The following is an 18,813-nucleotide window of genomic DNA, read 5'->3' on the forward strand; positions in this document are numbered from 1 at the left end:
TCATGCTTCACCCTCTTCTGTTGTTTCTTCTTGGGCTTGGTCGTCTTGATCTTCTTCAGACAATAGGCTGCCTTGGCTTGGCTCTTTGGTGTGCACTACCGCTTCACCATCACGGATCAGACGTAGCTGCGCTTCACGCATATCATCGCCAATACGTACATCGGCACCAAAGCGGAATACCGCTTCACTGATGCTGAATTTACCGGTCTCACCAATGTTGATGATCATGCCTAGGCGGCGTAGACGACGAAGTGACGTGCGTACTTTTTCAAACAGCTTTTCTTTATCAAGGTCAGAACCGGTAGCACGGTTGGTCACCAGCTTCATCAGCTTGTTTTCATCTGCTAGTGCAAGCAGTTCGTCGTACAGCTCTTGGTTAGTGAAGATACCTTCGTGCGCAAGACGCTCTGGGCTTAGGTAAAGGAAACACAGTACCTTACCCACCAGCATATCCAGCTCAGAAAGCACACTGCGGCCAATCAAAGAAGTTGAACGAGGACGAAGGTAGAAGAAACCTTCTGGCGCTTTCACCAATTCGGTATTGTAGCGCTGGTAGAAAGAAGAAAGCTCAAGTTCGAAGTCCGATAACAACGCGTGGTTATCCAGATCTTCACTTGAGATATGACGCCCTGCTCGTAGCATGCTGTCTAGCGCTGGGAACAGAGGGTTAGAGATTGCTTTTGCCAGATTCTCTGACATGTATTCATTAGTATCGGTCGATGACATTCGCTTGTACCTTTGCCCCAAATTCGTTGATTGCTTTCCAGTCCGGTTGAATCGCTTGGTAATCCGATTCTGAATACCCCAGACGTACGGCTTGATCAACGATAATGCGAGCTAAATCAAAATGATGAGTGTAAGGATGCTGTGCAAGGTAATCTCGCAATACCACACTCAAGTCGATTGGCGTGCCTTGATCTTTATGCGCTTTTAGCATGTCACCAATTCGTTCAGACAACTCATCATTGACTTGTTGAAACTCTTCGTATTCTACTTCCATCGGAACTTGACCCGTTACCTCGTCATCACGCAGGACTAGGGCCTCATCACGAAGGTCAGAAAGCCTTTCCGCATCTGCATAAGTCAGATACCAAGGCGCATCGAAGTAATCTTTGACGGATTGACGTAGACGCGAGCTAAACGCACGGTTCTTATCCATATCAATTGCAGTACGGATGAACTTGTGCACATGTCGGTCGTAACCAATCCAAAGGTCGATCGCTTGCTGGCCCCAGCTTGTGATTCGATCCAGCTTCATTTGCAGACCAAACAACGCTTCTTCGATGAACTCTAGCTCAGGATCGCCGTACACAATTTCTTGAATATCTAGGATCTGAGTTTGCAGTTCATCACTGGCGGCTTGCAGCGTATCTTGAAGTTCACGCAACGTGCTTGATGTTTCTGATAGGAGCGCTTCACAGTTGTTGATCGCTTCGCGCCAGTCTTTATTTAGCAGATCGGCAATTTGTTGTTTTACAGATTGCTGCTGCTCATCCATCACACGTTGGTTAAGATCGATTTGATCGAAGATTTCGCCTACAGAATATTTTAAAACTCCGTATACGTTTTTCTTCCAGTGGCCCGGTGTGCCACCTTTTTGTGCTGCCTCAATCGCTTTCGCCATTTCATCTGCCACCATAGACAGTTGAATAGAAAGGCGCAGTTTCGAGAACTCACGATGACGCACGTAGTAATCGGTAATTCCTATCGCTAAAGGCGACAAGCGGTAAATGCTCGCTCCATCAGTAATCTCACTGACAAAACGGCTAATAAGGCGCTGCTTTACCATCTCGTTGATGGCGTTGTTAGCACGAAAAGCGGATGCTTCGCCAGTCTCATCAAATAATCGAGTGACGATGGCAAACGCATCATGCAATTCACCTTCACCCAATTCTTCATCGAACCTTTCATTACTCAGTACGGCAATGGCTATTAAGAATGCCAATCGCTCTGTGGTCAGGTTCAACGAGAAATCGTGCTGCTTAACCCAGCCAACCAACTCATCGATTGGTTGCTCTGCAGCATTGAGAGTCATCTCACTCATTGTTATTCCTGTTTATCGTTCTTTTTAGCCCACACATGAATGTAGCGGCCTAATGAGAGGTATGGCTCTTGTCGACAAAGTTGTTTTTCTAGCGCCAACACATCTTCAAACTCGTAATCGCCCATGTATTGCATATTGCCTATGTAATCACTAAATGAGCGGATACCAGATTTACCACAAATACTAAAGCCTGAATCTTCTATCCATTGGTAGACTTCTTCAGGTTTTAAGCCTTTTTGCGGCTGTAGTTTAAATCTTTTTCGGTGAGGCATGCCGTCTAATATATGAGGAATGTTGCCACAAACCACGTTTTTATAGACTAAACCATGGTGGTTATAGAACATCACTGATGCGATGCCTCCCGGTTTTACTTGTTCTAGTACCGTTTCAAGTGCGGCCTTAGGATCGACCAACCACTCCATGACGGCGTGAAACATAACAAGATCCACCTGTTCATCCATATGCTCACCAATGGATTGGACAGGCGAATGAATCAGGCGATACTGCTCAAGCAAACCGTTTTTTTCAATATCCTGCTTAGCCAACTGCAGCATTTCCGAAGATAGATCACATAAAGCGATTCGATGTCCGAGCTTAGCAAGCTTTTGCGACATTTGTGCCAAACCACCACCAGCATCCAACACCTCTAGGGGTTGCTGGTCAGCATCTAATTCACTTAGAATCTGTAGAAAATCTTCCCACACAATGATTTGGCGGATCTCCCCTTTGTCGGAGCCGTAAATATTTTTTGCAAATTTGTGGGCGATATCGTCGAAATTGCGGTCTTCTGTCACTTCTGCTGAGTTATCATAACGGATTGTGCCGCTATTCTGGCACAAGGAAAGCAGGAATAAAGAGGGGTACCCTCATTTTTATTATCAATTGATGTTTTTTCGGACTATTTATGTATGTTTGAGCTGAAGAAAGTAGTGTCAGCCTTGCTTATGCCACTTCCGGCATTGCTGCTGATAGGCTTGTTGGGTCTTGCTCTCATTAGTTTTACCACAAAACGTAAAACTGGCTGCTTCGTTGTTCTATTCTCTTTTGTTGGCATTTTTCTTGTTGCCTTCCAACCTGTTTCAACCAAGCTTCTTATGCCATTAGAGCGAGAGCATAAAGCCTTTTTGCCAGTTTCTGGCACCATCGACTACGTGATGGTTTTAGGGAATGGTCATGTTATCGATGACGAAATTCCACCCACCTCGCAGTTAAGCCGTGCAGCATTAATGCGCTTAACTGAAGGCATTCGTATTTTAAGAATGTATCCAGGTGCTAAATTAATTTTGTCTGGCTATGCTGGCGGTTCTGAAATTAGCCATGCGAGAATGATGGCGAACGTTGCCCTTGCGTTGGGAGTCGCGAAATCCGATATCATTTTATTAGAAGATGCGAAAGATACGTGGGAAGAGGCGCGTCAAGCGGCTGCATTCGTTCAACAAAAGGAGATTGTGTTAGTCACTTCTGCGAGCCACATGAACCGTGCATTGTATGAGTTCAACGCAGCAGGCATTAAACCAATCCCAGCCCCGACCAACTTCTTAGCTATTAGCGAAATCAGTCAACCTTGGGATAAATACTCACCTAAAGCGCGTTACTTAGAACAAACGGAGCTTTATTGGCATGAGTACTTGGGCAGCATTTGGCAAAGATTGCGTGATACTGTCGGCCAAACACCAATGGTTGAAGCAAAGTAGTACTATCTTGAAACCACAAAAAAGGAGAGCCGAAGCTCTCCTTTTCTTTTTAAGACTTAGGTTTGTTCAGTTTAATCACCAGCAAACATATAGCCTTCGCCGTGCACCGTCACAAAAATTTGCGGGTTCTTTGGATCAAACTCCATTTTTGCGCGCATACGTCGAATAAGAACATCAATAGTACGATCATTGGGAGCATCAACTCGGTGGCTGATCATATTCAAAATACGCTCGCGACTTAACACCTGGTTAGGGTAAGACGATAACGCCACCAAAAGTTCGTATTCTGCTTTGGTCAATTTTACGGGTTCGCCGTTACGGCTCAGCGCACGACGTTGAATGTCGAATGTCCACTCTCCAAAACGTACAATATGTTCTTCACTGGTTTCGTTCGCTTTCGCGCTACCGCTACGCGCTGCTGAAATACGCCACAGCAAGTTTTTAACGCGAACCAACAATTCCCTCAGTTCAAAAGGTTTTGTCACATAATCGTCAGCGCCCATTTCTAGGCCTACGATTTTATCAATGCTATCCGTGCGTCCTGTTACTAATATGATACCAATATCCGATTGGCTACGTAATTCACGAGTAAGCATCAGGCCGTCTTCACCCGGCAGGTTGATATCCAGCATGATCAGGTCTACATCGCCCGCTTGCAGGACCTCACGCATTTCTGCGCCACTCTCTGCTTCGCTGACTTGGTAACCCTCATTTTGGAAATATCCCGCAAGCTTACTACGAGTTACAACATCATCTTCTACGACTAATACGTGATAGCTCATTTACACCACTTTTCTGTCTTCTTATTATCCAAGACGTATTCTATTCATAACTAGTAACATTTCTAGTCATAGATACATTAAAAAGCAAGATTTAGCGTTTTTATTGATTCAAAACAAGCTTACCCATCGCTATTAATAAACGTTAATTTTTGACCATAAAACATAATAATTATAGTTACTGCTATTCATTTTAATTGATTACACTTAGGGGATATCCCTAATTGACTTTGTGATGCACAACTTGAAGCATCATTCAGGAGCCCAAAATGCAAGAAGTGAAAGCTTTTAATGAAAAACGCGCTGAAATTTACTGGTGGTTTTCGAGCTTGTTCGCAAAAGAACTAACAGAGAAAGAGCAGGAAGCCTACCACAGTGTTGAAATTCGCAGTTTTCTAGCAGGTTTAGGTGAAAATGAGTCGCTGAAACCAGCCGTTGATAGCCTCGTTGATGCGCTAAACCGATTGCAAGATCGTGAAGACGCTCAATTGGAGCTTGCTGCTGACTTTTGTGAACTGTTTTTGAAGACAGAAAAATATGGCGCTCTTCCTTACGCATCGATGTACATCGGTGAATCAGGTTTGCTGAATGACAAGCCAGCCGAGGAAATGGAAAAGTTGATGGCAGAATTTGGCGTTCAAGTAGATGAAAATCTAAAAGAGCCTGCGGACCACTTAGCCGTTGAACTCGACTTTCTCGGCAACATGATTATCCGCTCAAACGAACTTGAGCAAGAAAAACACATGGAAGAAGCCTTCGTTAAACAAAACGACTTTATCCAGCAACAGTTGATGTCTTGGTTACCTCAGTTTGCAGACAAATGTAAACAATTCGACGAATTTGGGTTCTACTCGAGCGTCGCGAAACTATTAGTTGCATTTTGTAAACTAGACAGCGCTTACCTTATTGGGGAATAATTGCCGCCTATTTTTTAAGGAGCCCGCCTATCGGGCTTCCTGTATACCTGAAATAACTGAATGTAAGTAAGTTGGGTATATTATTCGTTTGCCTTAACTTAGCTCAAAGACGCTTGGTTATTTAGCAGTCAAAATGTGACTTCAAATACACAAATCTCTTGCTGAAAACATTGCTAGTCAGTCCACATAGGGCTAAAATGTGAGCGCAAACGATTAAATATGATTTATATGTAAACCGCTGAAATATAGCGGTTTTTGTGTTTTTTAACAGGTTGATGGCAATTTCTCATCAGATAGAAAAAAGATAAAATTCATCGACCGATGCTGCTACGTACCCTTTTGTCGTACTTGGACCAACCGCTGCCGAAACACTTAGCGCCAACCTTAGATTGCTGGGTGTAAAACCATTAGAGCATCAGGTACATCCAACACGACATATTTCAGTAGCTCGATACAGGACACCATTTATGGCCACTATAAAAGACGTTGCTCGCTTAGCCGGCGTTTCCACTACGACAGTTTCGCACGTTATCAATAAAACGCGTTTCGTTGCAGAAGCAACGCAAGAAAAAGTAATGAAAGCCGTGGACGAGTTGAATTACGCGCCAAGTGCGGTTGCACGCAGCCTAAAGTGCAACTCAACTCGTACTATTGGCATGTTAGTAACGCAGTCAACCAACCTATTCTTCTCAGAAGTGATTGACGGGGTTGAGAGCTACTGTTACCGCCAAGGCTACACTCTGATTCTGTGTAATACGGGTGGGATTTACGAAAAACAACGCGATTACATCCGTATGCTGGCTGAAAAACGTGTTGATGGCATCCTAGTGATGTGTTCTGACTTAACCGAAGAGCTTAAAGAGATGCTTGACCGTCATGCCGACATTCCTAAAGTGGTCATGGATTGGGGTCCAGAAAGCTCACAAGCGGACAAGATCATGGATAACTCAGAAGAAGGTGGCTACATCGCAACCAAACATCTGATCGACAATGGCCATACTGATATTGCTTGTCTAAGCGGTCATTTTGAAAAACTTGCTTGCCAAGAGCGCATTGCAGGTTTCCGTCGCGCGATGAGCGAAGCAAACCTAGCTGTAAATGAAGATTGGATCCTCGAAGGTAACTTTGAATGTGATACGGCCGTATTAGTCGCAGATAAAATTACAGCAATGGACAAACGTCCGACAGCGGTATTCTGTTTTAACGACACAATGGCTCTGGGCCTAATGAGCCGCCTACAACAAAACGGTATCAAAGTTCCTGATGATATTTCAGTGATCGGCTACGACAACATCGAGCTTGCGGAATACTTCTCTCCACCGTTAACCACTATCCACCAACCTAAACGTCGTGTGGGTAAAAATGCGTTCGAGATCCTACTTGAGCGAATCAAAGATAAAGAACACGAAAAGCGAATTTTCGAAATGCAACCTGAGCTTGTAATTCGAAACACCGTGAAGAAAATGAACTAAAATTCGCCAAATATAACGATGTCAAATAAGCGCTCTAAAAGGGCGCTTATTTTTTATATCTAAATAACTTTTCCCTGACTTAGGTTTGTTAGACAAAAAATCTCGAATCTCTAAGTCTCTGTTTTATATGTAGGTAAATCACACTCCCTCACAACCTCGAGATCATCCCGCCTTATTCTCAAATATGCACAAATATGCGCTTGTCGACACTTTTTATTGAACCAGAATCACACTTTTACGGGTAAAATGTGATGTTAATTCAATATACGAAGTATGCTCATTCTGTCACGCACAGGGCAAACCATTCGAAAGGGTGGGACGCAAAGCCTCCGGCCTGAACCATAGTACTATATGGAAGGTAGCGGGGTTACCGATGGCAAGTGTGCAAGCGATGACTTTACCCTGTAATGACATTGCTTTTGCGCATGTTTGCTACTCTCTCGGACCTGACTTTTGGTGGCGTAATATTAATTACACCGAGATAACAAAACATGGATAAACCGATACTCAAAGACTCTATGAAGCTATTTGAGGCACTTGGTAATATCAAGTCGCGCTCAATGTTTGGTGGCTTCGGACTATTCGCTGATGAAACAATGTTTGCACTAGTTGTAAATAATCAGCTTCATATAAGAGCAGACCAACAAACTTCATCTGACTTCGAGAAACAAGGGCTAAAGCCTTACGTTTATAAAAAACKTGGCTTCCCAGTCGTTACTAAGTACTACGCAATTTCCAACGATTTATGGGAGTCTAGCGAACGCTTAATCGAAGTAGCTAACCAATCGTTGAAAAAGGCAAAGCTTGAAAAAGAACAGCAAGCAACTACAAAGCCTAATCGCTTAAAAGATTTGCCTAACTTACGACTAGCGACTGAACGCATGCTAAAAAAAGCAGGCATTGAGTCAGTAGAAAAACTGGAAGAGGAAGGTGCACTTAACGCTTATAAAGCGATAAGAGATACGCACTCTGCAACCGTCAACATTGAGCTGTTATGGGCACTAGAAGGGGCTATTAACGGTACTCATTGGAGCGTTGTACCTCAAGCTCGCCGAGACGAGTTGATGAACGGCCTCCAATAAAAGTCGGCCTTAAAAACTATCTTGTAAAACCGCAGTCTAATCTGCGGTTTTTTTGTGAAATTTTTTCGACTTTCCTTCTGTCTTATTACATATATCCCAAATTGGAATCATAAATATGAATAAGAAACTGATATTAGGCCTAATCCTGGTCGCGATCATTATCTTTTTAGGCGTTAACTTTAGTCAGTATTTAACGTTGGAAAATGCAAAAGCACAACAAGAAGCGCTGACCACATACATCGATCAGAACTTTGTTTTTTCGGCAGCTATTTACTTTTTTGCCTACATTGCAATTACCGCTTTTTCTATTCCTGGGGCAGCTGTGGTTACATTACTTGGTGCGGCTCTATTTGGTTTTTGGACGAGCTTATTACTGGTTTCTTTCGCCAGTACTATGGGTGCAACACTAGCATTTTTAAGCAGCCGATATTTGCTGCGTGACTGGGTACAAAACAAGTTTGGCAATAAGTTAATCGCAATTAACCAAGGTGTCGAAAAAGACGGTGCATTTTATCTATTTTCCTTGCGTCTCATTCCGGTATTCCCTTTCTTTCTTATCAACTTGTTGATGGGCTTAACGCCAATGTCTGTAGGTCGATTTTACCTTACTAGCCAAGTAGGTATGTTGCCAGGCACTGCAGTTTACTTAAACGCCGGTACTCAGTTAGCAACAATTGAAAGCCTGTCAGGCATTATTTCACCTGCGGTATTGGCCTCTTTTGCGTTACTGGGGCTGTTTCCAATCATCACTAAATGGGTTATGAATAAAGTAAGGCCAACACCGAGTCAGCAAAACTCATAATTAGTAAGTGGACGTGTTTAATGAAAATATTCATTGCTAAAAACCCAGCAGAAGCGCATATCGTGTGCGAATTATTGAAAACCGAGCAAGTCTATTGTGAAGTCCGCGGAGAAGGTATTTTCGGTTTAAAAGGAGAGCTGCCGTTTAGTGATGATACCGATCCTTATGTCTGGCTTTTTGACGCCAAACAACGAGTAAAAGCAGAAGGAATAGTACAAGCCTACCGCAAACAATCCGATGGAAATGAGTATCAAGATTGGCAGTGCCCGAAGTGCCATGAGGTAAACGAGGGGCAGTTTGGTGCTTGTTGGCAATGTGGACATCAAATAGGGGAGCCTTAATAACTCCCCTACTCCTACTCAATCGATTTATTCAGCGCTAAGCAGAAACCGTTTGCTGCTTAATAAATTCGATGGAATGTTGGTTGAAATCTTCAGGCCGCTCAACATTACAGACATGACCACAGTTGGGGATCTCTCGTAAAACACTAAGCTTATGCGCCGCAACCATTTCTTTAACAGGCTTAATAAACATGTAATCTCTGTCGCCCATTAAATAGAGTGTGGGAATGGGTAACTCTCGATCTTTAAAATACTTCATTAAAGGATTTACATCAGCAGCAAGAATAAACCAACGTTTAAATTCTTTTTGGCAAAGCTTCTTGGCCTCACGAATAAAAAGATGGCGAGACTCTCGCTGGCTTCTCTGTGGCATAACAATGTACGCAAAAAGTTTGTAGAGCCACATGTACGGCAGGATATGCTTACAAAAATTACCTAATTTAACCAATATTTGAGAACGAGTATTGAGCCTTGTGACAGCGCCACCGAGTACCATTGAACGCACGCGCTCTGCTGATAATTCAGCAAGGTTTCGAACAATAATGGTACCAAGTGACATACCGACAAAATGAGCGGATTGGATCTTTAAATGATCCAATACTTTCAAAATATCTTGGGTAACTTCCGTAAAGGTATAACGGCTGGCAATGAGCTCTTTAAGTAACTGATTTGACTTTCCATGACCTCTTAAATCGATCAGCAATAAGTTAAAGTGTTGCTTGTAAGCTTTGATTTGCTTGAACCAGATAGAAGAGCTACCGCCAGCACCATGCACAAATACAACCCACTCATGACTAGTAGGGTGCAAATAGGTTTTATGAAAAAGTAGCGGCTGGGTCATATTCAAGTATCAAAAAGGTCGTGCTATTGAGTAAAAAGCCATCCTACCACACTCCCCTTACTCAAGATAATAAAGGCACCTTATTCGGTGCCTTTCGTTACAATTTTAAGTCAATTTAACGCCGAATTGTAAAGTTGCAAATAAGCTTCTGCGGCCTTTTGCCAACAAAAATCTTGTTGCATCGCGTGCAACTGTACTTTATTCACTTCAGGTTCGTTTTGAGCATAGAGCAACAGTGCTCTTAGCATCGTTAACAACAATGCCTGCGGTGTCGGTTCGAAAAAAACAAACCCCGTCGCTTCAGAAGGGTTCACATCATAATCGTTGACGCTGTCTTTTAGACCACCGACACCACGTACTATCGGCAATGTCCCATAAGCCATACTATAGATTTGGTTTAAACCACATGGTTCAAACTCAGAAGGCATCAGAAAGAAATCAGAACCCGCTTCAACGATATGCGCAAGTTCATTATCATAGGCTTCTACGAAGACAAATTTACTAGAAAACTGTGCAGCAACCTCTTCTAGCTGAGCGGCTAGTACAGGGTCTCCGGTCCCAACGACAACTAGTTGAACATCGTGCTTCAAAAAATCGGCCAAAGCAGGCAACAAGTAATGCACACCTTTTTGCTGGGTCAACCGACAAACCATACCGAACATGGCTACATCTTTTTCAGGCAAATTTAGCCGCAGTTGTAATGCTTGTTTACACGCTTTCTTGCCTTGCGTCATACTTTGTTGGTCAGCGCAGTAATTAACTGGCAAGTAAGTATCCGTTTCCGGGTTCCAAGCACTGTAATCACAACCGTTCAAAATACCAACTAAGTCCTGCGCGCGTTGCTGAAACTCCCAAGCCATTCCATGACTGCCAAGCTCTGTTTTGAGTTCCTCTGCGTACGTAGGGCTGACCGCGTTTATCTTATCGGCATTCATTACACCAGCTTTGAGCATAGTAATATGCGTTGCACTCACCGCAGCATCGGGAACGTTTCGACAATGAAACTCTGGCAAGCACTGCACGTCTTCATAACTAAATACGCCTTTAAAGACCGCATTGTGAATTGAAATGACGCTTTTAGTATGAGCAAAAAACGGATCATTGCTATACCTGTGCTTGAGCAAAAATGGAACAAGACCAGTGTGCCAATCGTTCGCGTGTATGATACCTGGCTGAAAAGCAAGCTTCGGCAACATGTCTAAACATGCCGCACTAAAAAACGCAAAGCGCTCACCGTTATCGGTATACGCTTGGTTGTTCTCCGCATACATCGATGGTCGATTGAAATACGGCTGACAATCAATCAGATAAACAGGATTTTGACCTAGCATGAGCCGCAGAACTCGATACTCCGTATGCGGCCATGATGTTAGTTCTGTTTCTAATACAACTTCTGCGTCAGCGAGTTTATCAATACTGCTGTACGCAGGGATGGTAATTCTTACGTCTTGCTGTAGGTTATGAAGGGCTTCCGGTAGTGCCTTGGCAACGTCTGCCAAGCCACCACTTTTAATGAGACCTTCGACCTCAGAAGCTACAAACAGAATAGATAAGTTGTTAGTAGCCAACACGAGCTCCTTTCGGAATAACAACAATGCCCTCCTCAGACACGTGGAAGTGTTTTTTATCTTCTTGAAGATTCACACCAATCTGAGTACCAGGAGCAATATCGGCATCCTTATCGACAATCACACGACGTAAAACACAGCCTTCGCCAATTTTCACGTCACCAAGAAGGATACATTCGCTGATATCGCAAGCAGATGCAATATTACTGCGGAACCCAAGCACCGACTTTTCTATTCTTGAGCCTCTGACGTAACTGCCATTACATACCAAACTGTCGATGATCTGAACACGGCCATTATCAGAGTCTGTAAATGTCGCTGGCGGCAGTGGAGGATAATAAGTATGCAGCGGCCATTTACGGTTATATAGTGAAAACGGTGCGTCTTTTTCTAGTAGATCCATGTGCGCTTCCCAGTACGCATCAATGGTTCCCACGTCACGCCAGTACACCTCTTCTCTTTCACCGCTGATTTTGTTAGTACTGAAGTCATACACGAACACGTCACCTCGAGGGAACATCTTAGGAATAATGTCCTTCCCAAAATCATGTGATGAAGCTTCATTATCCGCATCTTCAACCAACTCAGAGAATAACACCTGAGCTTCAAAAACGTAGTTACCCATTGAAACTAAAGCGTAATCAGGATCGCCAGGAATCGACTTGGGGTTTGCTGGTTTCTCTTCAAAACCTATCATGCGACCTTCACTGTCCACTTCGATAACCCCAAATTGCGACGCCTCTTTTAGTGGCATACGCAATGCAGATACCGTCAGAGAAGCCTGTTTCTCTGAGTGGAAGTTCAGCATTTGTTTAATATCCATCTTATAGATATGGTCAGAACCAAAAATACAAACTTGATCCGGTTCCTCTAGTTCCATAAAACGGAGGTTTTGATAGATCGCGTCTGCCGTTCCTTCGTACCAACGCTTACCAGTGCGCATTTGAGCAGGAATAGGATCGATAAAGCGGTCAGTGATGCCATTAATGTTCCAGCCCTTTTTTAAATGATGGAACAAAGATTGAGATTTAAATTGGGTGAGGACGTAAATGCGCATTAAATCCGCATTTACAAAATTGTTTAGAGCAAAATCGATCAATCGATAGCTACCACCAAACGGTACCGAAGGTTTACTACGAGATTCTGTTAAAGGTCTCAAACGGGAGCCTTCACCGCCAGCAAGAATCATTCCCAAAACACCAGCCATTTGTTGTTCTCCATATCGTTATAGCTTGGATTTGGTACTCGCTTGAATGAGTCATACTCGGGGAGTCAAGCGAATACATTTAGTAACCGTATCAGGAGTTTCTTTGAACTCTTACAACACGATAAAAAAGCTACGGCACTTCCAGTATGCAACGTCCACTCTTTTCTTATTTTTCGACGCAAAATGCACACAGTTGCACTAATTTTTGTAATAAATTATCTAAGCAGGTTCTAAATTACAATTTTTAATACGCCATTCTGTGTTCCATACAGTTCTTGCTTACTCAAGACGATATCTAGATCACACATGCAAAAGCAAACGATTACATTATGAAAACAATTTACGAACGGATTCACTACACCACCGACTTTTTGAGCTTAATATATAACAAATATATGAACGCAAAATGAAAGTTACGACGAATGTTTTTTACATAAAAAATACGTTCGCTACCAATAAATCGTGACTCTGGTGTTTTCTAGCGACAATGGTGCTTGTTAAAGTGAGGAAAGGTCGATTAAAGGAAGAATGCGCAGAAGAAAACTGTCGGCCCCTACGCAAAAAAGGCAGCGATATCGCTGCCTTTTTACATTACTTTAATGGTGCATTTTTATGCTTTCGCTTTTTTACGCTTATCTGTGACTTCCCACTTACCTTCAACAAAGAGCGCTGTCCAACCAGATGGTTTGCCGTTATCTTCCGAACGAACGTAGTTCTCTTTTGTTTTGCGACTAAAGCGTACAACTGCAGGACGACCATCAGGATCTTCTTGCGGTGCGGTCGCTAGGTATTTGAACTTCTCAGGTAAACGCTCTTCAAAACGTGCCAGTTCAGCAACCAAAGGAGCACGTGTCTCGCGCGATTTAGGGAAGTTGCTTGCCGCCATAAATAGACCTGAAGCACCATCACGAAGTACGAAATACGCATCTGAGTTTTCACATGGTAACTCGGGGAAATGAACAGGATCTTCTTTCGGTGGCGCGACTTCGCCATTCTTCAGAATCTTACGAGTGTTCTTACACGTTTCACTCGTACAGTCCATGTATTTACCAAAGCGACCGTTCTTAAGCACCATATCTGAGCCACATTTGTCACATTCAACAACTGGACCATCATAGCCTTTGACTTTGAACTCGCCGTATTCAACAAGGTAGCCCTCACAGTTCGGGTTATTACCACAAACATGCATCTTACGCTTGTCATCAATCAGGTATGCGTCCATCGCCGTTTCACAGATCGGACAACGCTTTTTAGCACGAAGCGCGGCCGTTTCAACGTCTTCTTCTAGAACGTTAATAATACCCTCTTCGTCACCCAAGTTGATGGTTGTCTTACAACGCTCTTTTGGTGGTAACGCGTAACCAGAACAGCCTAAGAACACACCTGTCGAAGCAGTACGGATACCCATTGGACGGCTACACGTCGGACACTCGATATCCGTCATGACGATGTGGTTTAACTTCATACCGCCTTCTGACTCATCCAGCTCCGCTTTTTCAAGATCGCCAGTAAAATCAGCAAAGAAGTTGTCTAACACAGCTTTCCAGTTCACTTCACCTTCAGCGATTTGGTCCAATTTCTGTTCCATACGCGCAGTAAAGTCGTAGTTCATCAAATCGTTAAAGCTGTCATCAAGGCGGTCAGTAACAATTTCACCCATTTTTTCAGCGTAGAAACGGCGCTGATCAACTTTCACGTAACCACGATCTTGAATCGTAGAAATGATCGATGCGTAAGTCGACGGACGACCAATACCTCGTTTCTCCAGCTCTTTAACCAGTGCTGCTTCAGTGTAGCGCGCAGGTGGCTTTGTAAAGTGCTGTTTAGGGTCAAGTGACTCTAAGCTTAGCTTATCGCCAAGTTGTACCGCAGGAAGGATTGTATCCTCGTTTTTGCCCATTGGACGTTGTACACGAGTCCAGCCGTCAAATTTAAGGATACGGCCTTTCGCTTTAAGCGTGTATTCTGCTGCTTTTACGCTGATGGTTGTTGAATCGTATTCTGCTGGCGTCATTTGACACGCGACAAACTGATTCCAAATCAAAGCGTAAAGTTTGTGCGCATCAGCATCGACACCTTGCAGGTCTTCCGCTTTAACACCCACATTTGAAGGACGGATCGCTTCGTGCGCTTCCTGTGCCCCTTCTTTACTGCCATACGTCAGCGGTTTCGCTGGTAAGTACTTATCACCAAACTCAGAACCAATAAAGTCACGTACAGCGTCCACAGCCTCGGCACTTAGGTTAGTCGAGTCCGTACGCATATAAGTGATATAACCAGCCTCATAGAGGCGCTGAGCTAGCATCATGGTCTTTTTCACACCGTAGCCCAGACGTGTACTCGCTGCCTGTTGAAGCGTAGAGGTGATGTAAGGTGCTGAAGGCTTGCTCTTTGTAGGGCGGTCTTCACGCTTACATACTTCGTAACTTGCATTCTCAAGCACAGACATCGCTGCTTTGGTTTCTGCCTCATTAACTGGCTTAAACGCAGAACCATCTTTCTGAGCAACAAGCAGTTTAAAGTCCGCTTTGTCTTTCGTTTTCGTATTCGCATGAATATCCCAGAATTCTTCTGGTACAAACGCGTTAATCTCACGCTCACGCTCAACTAATAGTTTCACCGCAACAGACTGCACGCGACCAGCAGATAAACCACGAGCCACTTTCTTCCAAAGTAAAGGTGAAACCATAAAACCAACGACACGGTCCATGAAGCGACGCGCTTGTTGGGCATTAACACCATCCATGTTCAGCTCACCAGGTGTCTGGAAAGCTTGTTGGATCGCGTTTTTCGTAATTTCGTTAAAAACTACACGTTTGTATCGCTCTTCATCGCCACCGATGATCTCACGAAGGTGCCATGCGATTGCTTCCCCTTCGCGGTCCAAGTCGGTTGCGAGATAAACGCAATCTGCGTCTTTGGCGAGTTTTTGTAGTTCGTTGACAACTTTTTCTTTGCCTGGAAGGATTTGGTAATTCGCTTCCCAGTCATGATATGGGTTAATCCCCATTTTTTTGATCAACGCTTTGCGGTCTTTCTCTTTTTTAACGCGCGCTTTCTCTTCCGGACTCATCCCTTTTGTTGAGATGGCTGCGGCTTTTTTCTCACCAGTGCTTTGACCGGCCGTAGGCAGATCACGCACATGACCAACACTAGACTTAACAATAAAGTCTTTACCAAGGTACTTATTTATCGTCTTTGCCTTGGCTGGTGACTCCACTATAACGAGTGATTTACCCATAACTGACTCTAACGTCCTTCATAATAATGCGGGTAGAAACCTTGTTTAAAGGCCACCCGCATAATGTTCTATTTCATTGCTTCTTTTTTTACTATTGTGCGAGATGAAAAGAAGATCAACTGCTTTTTTGAAATTCAGATCCGATTGGTTGACAATTCATCGTCTTTATACTTCAAAGAGACAGGGTTCTGAAAGGTATTGAGCGGCATATCTAAACAGGCAAACTTAGCATCCGCTAATCCAATGCAATAAATTTTGTTACCCATCACAAAATAGTTTCGTTCAGTGGCTCTTCCATATCCTCCAACTAATCATACTTACACTCTAAAAATTGATCTGTTTAGGCTAAGTGAACGATTGACTGAATTAATCATGCAAACCCATTTTAGTTGTAGGTATACTCAGCGTTCTCAACTGAAATGAATGGTAGAAAAAGTATGTCTGATAGAACGTTTATCGAAGAGTTCGACCTTCTTTTGATCGCTAACCAAATCATCCAAGAACACGATGATTACATCGAAGGGATGCGAGCAACAAGCGTAGAAGAAAAAGAAGGTGTTTTAGTTTTTAAAGGTGAATACTTCCTTGATGACAAAGGTTTACCAACTTCAAATACGACTGCAGTATTCAATATGTTCAAATACTTAGCGCATCACCTTTCCAAGGAATTTACGCTGGTTAAATAGTAGCGGAAAACAAAAAAGCCAGAGTGTTATTCACTCTGGCTTTCCTGTTTCAGGTTAGAATATTTAGCAGCTTAAAGCCTTAAGTTTGTCGAAGTAGTCAGGGAACGTTTTCGACGTACACTTTGGATCGTTAATCGTCACAGGCGTATCACTAAGTGCCACCAGCGAAAAACACATCGCCATTCGATGATCATCGTAAGTATCAATCGCAGCATGCTTTAACTGAGAGACAGGTTTGACAATGATGTAGTCTTCCCCTTCTTCCACTTCCGCACCCACTTTACGTAATTCCGTCGCCATAGCTGACAAACGGTCTGTTTCTTTTACACGCCAGTTATAAACGTTACGAATAGCAGTAGTGCCTTCGGCAAATAGCGCTGTTGTCGCAATGGTCATTGCAGCATCAGGGATATGGTTGTAATCCATATCGATGCCTTTCAATTGACCAACACGTGAAATTACGTAGTCATCACCCCATTCAATTTCTGCACCCATTTTTTCAAGCGCATCAGCAAATTGAATATCACCTTGAATGCTGTTTTTACCGATACCCGTGACTTTAACTTCTCCGCCTTTGATGGCTGCCGCCGCCAAGAAGTAAGAAGCAGAAGACGCGTCACCTTCAACCAAGAAATCACCTGGAGCGATGTATTGCTGACCGGCAGGAATCACAAACTCTTGATAGTCGTTGTTGATCACATCGACCCCAAACTGCTTCATGATATGCAGGGTGATATCGATATAAGGCTTAGAAACCAACTCGCCTTCGATGTTGATGCGAATTTCACCTTCAGCCAATGGCGCAGACATTAAGAAAGCGGTCAAGAACTGACTTGAAATGGATCCATCGATAGAAACTGTACCTGCTTTTAGGCCAGTACCGACTATTTTGAGAGGCGGAAAGTTCTCGTTTTCCATGTACTCAACGTTCGCACCAGCATCTTTCAGTGCCGTGACAAGGTGACCAATTGGACGCTCTTTCATACGAGGTTCGCCCGTCAGTACATACTCCCCTTCTCCAAGACAAAGAGCCGCAGCTAATGGTCGCATCGCAGTGCCAGCATTACCGAGAAATAACTCTACCGGTTCTGAGACAGAAAACGGACGCCCAAGGCCTTCAACGAGACATTCTGTTTTATCTTCGGAAAGTTGGTATTGAACGCCGAGTTTAGTCAGCGCATTCAGCATATGACGGATATCATCACTGTCGAGGAGGTTAGTAAGGCGAGTTCTGCCTTTAGCAAGAGCAGCAAGTAAAAGAGCTCGATTAGAAACGCTTTTAGAGCCAGGAAGATTCACTTCCCCTTGAATTTTATTGATAGGTTGTAACGTTAGGCTTTCCATTAAAAGTTGATAATCCTTTGTGCCCTCAACATACGATTTTTTATGAGAGCTAAACAATTCTTCGTGAATTCAGACTACCCAAAAAAACACGACAAAACCAGAGCAAATCGGCGCTAATTTATGAATATACTCAAGTAGCCTAAAGATGCAGAATTAAAGGCATTGCCAGCGATGTAAATAAGAGCGAAAGAGGCGCGACGAAACAGCAAGCTATTTCGACTTTATTTGACGATAAGCCAGCCCTACTGTGCATGCCTGGTTAGGCTACCTTAGGTTAAAATAACGTAGGATTAATAAGCGATATCAACCCTGACTCCATCATCAAAATATAAGATACGAACTTCATCCCCTCGACTAAATAGCATATTTTTATCAACATCTTGGATAACATTAATCAGCTTGTCGCCCTTCACTTTGATGAGTAGCTCAACTAACTTATATTCAACCGTGTATTGGTAATTACTTTGATTTTGTGCAACCGCTGCACCTGCAAGTGCACCCACTGCCGTCGCAACTTCTCGTCCAGTACCACCACCAAATTGATTGCCGACTAAACCGCCTATTGTGGCACCAAGTAGCGTTTTCCAACCATTATTTTTCGATTGAACGACCTCTTGCTGAGTAATATAACGGACAGAGTCAATCTTCCCATACACCACTTCATTTACCGGCTTGGCAACATTTCTTTCATATGCTGCGTTGGCGGCAAGTGGGAAAAACAGTATGATCCAAAGCCATACTTTCACAATATTTCTTGACCAGGTCATCATAAACTCCTCTGACTCTAATGTTGGT

General features: G+C 43.4%; 17 protein-coding genes and 1 riboswitch. Of the genes, 7 read left to right on the plus strand and 10 right to left on the minus strand.

What is annotated here, in order from left to right:
- From mukE to cmoM, 3 genes are read right to left on the minus strand one after another with little or no spacing between them, the layout of a single operon-like run.
- Window positions 1-726 (minus strand): chromosome partition protein MukE, encoded by a 726-nt coding sequence (mukE, locus tag R2S67_RS17990; RefSeq protein WP_005378379.1) that lies wholly within the window; start codon window positions 724-726, stop codon window positions 1-3.
- The gene (gene mukF / locus R2S67_RS17995; protein ID WP_048626187.1) at window positions 707-2,044 is read right to left on the minus strand and encodes a chromosome partition protein MukF; all 1,338 of its coding nucleotides are present in this window, start codon (window positions 2,042-2,044) and stop codon (window positions 707-709) included. Before mukF ends, mukE begins: the two co-directional genes overlap by 20 nt.
- 2 nt (window positions 2,045-2,046) lie before the next feature.
- Window positions 2,047-2,838 (minus strand): tRNA uridine 5-oxyacetic acid(34) methyltransferase CmoM, encoded by a 792-nt coding sequence (cmoM, locus tag R2S67_RS18000; protein ID WP_012841987.1) that lies wholly within the window; start codon window positions 2,836-2,838, stop codon window positions 2,047-2,049.
- A 114-nt stretch (window positions 2,839-2,952) separates the two neighbouring features.
- Here cmoM and elyC point away from each other — a divergent pair, with 114 nt between their 5' ends.
- Window positions 2,953-3,738 carry an envelope biogenesis factor ElyC gene (gene elyC, locus R2S67_RS18005; protein ID WP_243327123.1) on the plus strand — a complete coding sequence of 262 codons (786 nt, stop codon included), beginning with the start codon at window positions 2,953-2,955 and terminating at the stop codon, window positions 3,736-3,738.
- Between the two features lie 71 nt (window positions 3,739-3,809).
- Here elyC and torR read toward each other — a convergent pair whose 3' ends face one another.
- Window positions 3,810-4,520: a two-component system response regulator TorR gene (torR, locus tag R2S67_RS18010; RefSeq protein WP_005390726.1), complete on the minus strand. Its 711-nt coding sequence runs from the start codon at window positions 4,518-4,520 to the stop codon at window positions 3,810-3,812.
- Window positions 4,521-4,786: 266 nt separating this feature from the next.
- Between torR and torD the strand changes: the two genes are divergently transcribed.
- From torD to R2S67_RS18035, 5 genes are all read left to right on the plus strand, one after another.
- Window positions 4,787-5,434 (plus strand): molecular chaperone TorD, encoded by a 648-nt coding sequence (gene torD, locus R2S67_RS18015; protein WP_317346189.1) that lies wholly within the window; start codon window positions 4,787-4,789, stop codon window positions 5,432-5,434.
- 467 nt (window positions 5,435-5,901) lie between these two features.
- Window positions 5,902-6,906, plus strand: a complete 1,005-nt coding sequence (purR, locus tag R2S67_RS18020; RefSeq protein ID WP_053807169.1) for an HTH-type transcriptional repressor PurR — start codon at window positions 5,902-5,904, stop codon at window positions 6,904-6,906.
- A gap of 285 nt (window positions 6,907-7,191) precedes the next feature.
- Window positions 7,192-7,281, plus strand: a riboswitch (cyclic di-GMP riboswitch).
- 116 nt (window positions 7,282-7,397) lie between these two features.
- Window positions 7,398-7,988, plus strand: coding sequence for a TfoX/Sxy family DNA transformation protein (locus R2S67_RS18025; RefSeq protein WP_317346193.1), 591 nt, complete (start codon window positions 7,398-7,400; stop codon window positions 7,986-7,988).
- A gap of 115 nt (window positions 7,989-8,103) precedes the next feature.
- Window positions 8,104-8,790: a TVP38/TMEM64 family protein gene (locus tag R2S67_RS18030; protein ID WP_046874737.1), complete on the plus strand. Its 687-nt coding sequence runs from the start codon at window positions 8,104-8,106 to the stop codon at window positions 8,788-8,790.
- Between the two features lie 20 nt (window positions 8,791-8,810).
- On the plus strand, window positions 8,811-9,131 hold the full coding sequence (locus R2S67_RS18035; RefSeq protein WP_225462357.1) for a DUF2007 domain-containing protein: 321 nt from the start codon (window positions 8,811-8,813) through the stop codon (window positions 9,129-9,131).
- Between the two features lie 37 nt (window positions 9,132-9,168).
- Here the strand turns inward: R2S67_RS18035 and R2S67_RS18040 are convergent, their stop codons facing one another.
- The 4 genes from R2S67_RS18040 to topA all read right to left on the minus strand — a co-directional run bounded on the left by R2S67_RS18040 (window position 9,169) and on the right by topA (window position 15,988).
- Window positions 9,169-9,972 (minus strand): alpha/beta fold hydrolase, encoded by an 804-nt coding sequence (locus tag R2S67_RS18040; protein ID WP_006742124.1) that lies wholly within the window; start codon window positions 9,970-9,972, stop codon window positions 9,169-9,171.
- A gap of 110 nt (window positions 9,973-10,082) precedes the next feature.
- Window positions 10,083-11,540: a glycogen synthase GlgA gene (glgA, locus tag R2S67_RS18045; protein WP_317346199.1), complete on the minus strand. Its 1,458-nt coding sequence runs from the start codon at window positions 11,538-11,540 to the stop codon at window positions 10,083-10,085.
- Window positions 11,530-12,747, minus strand: coding sequence for a glucose-1-phosphate adenylyltransferase (gene glgC / locus R2S67_RS18050; RefSeq protein WP_048626184.1), 1,218 nt, complete (start codon window positions 12,745-12,747; stop codon window positions 11,530-11,532). Before glgC ends, glgA begins: the two co-directional genes overlap by 11 nt.
- A gap of 610 nt (window positions 12,748-13,357) precedes the next feature.
- Entirely contained in the window at window positions 13,358-15,988 is a 2,631-nt protein-coding gene (gene topA / locus R2S67_RS18055) for a type I DNA topoisomerase (protein WP_317346203.1), read from the minus strand.
- 437 nt (window positions 15,989-16,425) lie between these two features.
- Between topA and R2S67_RS18060 the strand changes: the two genes are divergently transcribed.
- Window positions 16,426-16,674, plus strand: coding sequence for a YciN family protein (locus R2S67_RS18060; RefSeq protein WP_005387884.1), 249 nt, complete (start codon window positions 16,426-16,428; stop codon window positions 16,672-16,674).
- 63 nt (window positions 16,675-16,737) lie between these two features.
- Here R2S67_RS18060 and aroA read toward each other — a convergent pair whose 3' ends face one another.
- Together aroA and R2S67_RS18070 are read right to left on the minus strand one after the other, a co-directional pair.
- The gene (gene aroA, locus R2S67_RS18065; RefSeq protein ID WP_046874732.1) at window positions 16,738-18,018 is read right to left on the minus strand and encodes a 3-phosphoshikimate 1-carboxyvinyltransferase; all 1,281 of its coding nucleotides are present in this window, start codon (window positions 18,016-18,018) and stop codon (window positions 16,738-16,740) included.
- A gap of 290 nt (window positions 18,019-18,308) precedes the next feature.
- The gene (locus R2S67_RS18070; RefSeq protein ID WP_005390705.1) at window positions 18,309-18,785 is read right to left on the minus strand and encodes a glycine zipper 2TM domain-containing protein; all 477 of its coding nucleotides are present in this window, start codon (window positions 18,783-18,785) and stop codon (window positions 18,309-18,311) included.
- Window positions 18,786-18,813: the final 28 nt, after the last annotated feature.

It is taken from the genome of Vibrio sp. T13N, assembly GCF_032970445.1.
Taxonomy (GTDB): Bacteria; Pseudomonadota; Gammaproteobacteria; order Enterobacterales; family Vibrionaceae; genus Vibrio; species Vibrio diabolicus.

What these genes read in the sequence shown, in the direction of transcription:
- mukE (WP_005378379.1), bottom strand. Translation starts at nt 726, where the DNA reads ATGTCATCGACCGATACTAATGAATACATGTCAGAGAATCTGGCAAAA.
- mukF (WP_048626187.1), bottom strand. Translation starts at nt 2,044, where the DNA reads ATGAGTGAGATGACTCTCAATGCTGCAGAGCAACCAATCGATGAGTTG.
- elyC (WP_243327123.1), top strand. Translation starts at nt 2,953, where the DNA reads ATGTTTGAGCTGAAGAAAGTAGTGTCAGCCTTGCTTATGCCACTTCCG.
- torR (WP_005390726.1), bottom strand. Translation starts at nt 4,520, where the DNA reads ATGAGCTATCACGTATTAGTCGTAGAAGATGATGTTGTAACTCGTAGT.
- torD (WP_317346189.1), top strand. Translation starts at nt 4,787, where the DNA reads ATGCAAGAAGTGAAAGCTTTTAATGAAAAACGCGCTGAAATTTACTGG.
- purR (WP_053807169.1), top strand. Translation starts at nt 5,902, where the DNA reads ATGGCCACTATAAAAGACGTTGCTCGCTTAGCCGGCGTTTCCACTACG.
- R2S67_RS18030 (WP_046874737.1), top strand. Translation starts at nt 8,104, where the DNA reads ATGAATAAGAAACTGATATTAGGCCTAATCCTGGTCGCGATCATTATC.
- R2S67_RS18035 (WP_225462357.1), top strand. Translation starts at nt 8,811, where the DNA reads ATGAAAATATTCATTGCTAAAAACCCAGCAGAAGCGCATATCGTGTGC.
- R2S67_RS18040 (WP_006742124.1), bottom strand. Translation starts at nt 9,972, where the DNA reads ATGACCCAGCCGCTACTTTTTCATAAAACCTATTTGCACCCTACTAGT.
- glgC (WP_048626184.1), bottom strand. Translation starts at nt 12,747, where the DNA reads ATGGCTGGTGTTTTGGGAATGATTCTTGCTGGCGGTGAAGGCTCCCGT.
- topA (WP_317346203.1), bottom strand. Translation starts at nt 15,988, where the DNA reads ATGGGTAAATCACTCGTTATAGTGGAGTCACCAGCCAAGGCAAAGACG.
- R2S67_RS18060 (WP_005387884.1), top strand. Translation starts at nt 16,426, where the DNA reads ATGTCTGATAGAACGTTTATCGAAGAGTTCGACCTTCTTTTGATCGCT.
- aroA (WP_046874732.1), bottom strand. Translation starts at nt 18,018, where the DNA reads ATGGAAAGCCTAACGTTACAACCTATCAATAAAATTCAAGGGGAAGTG.
- R2S67_RS18070 (WP_005390705.1), bottom strand. Translation starts at nt 18,785, where the DNA reads ATGACCTGGTCAAGAAATATTGTGAAAGTATGGCTTTGGATCATACTG.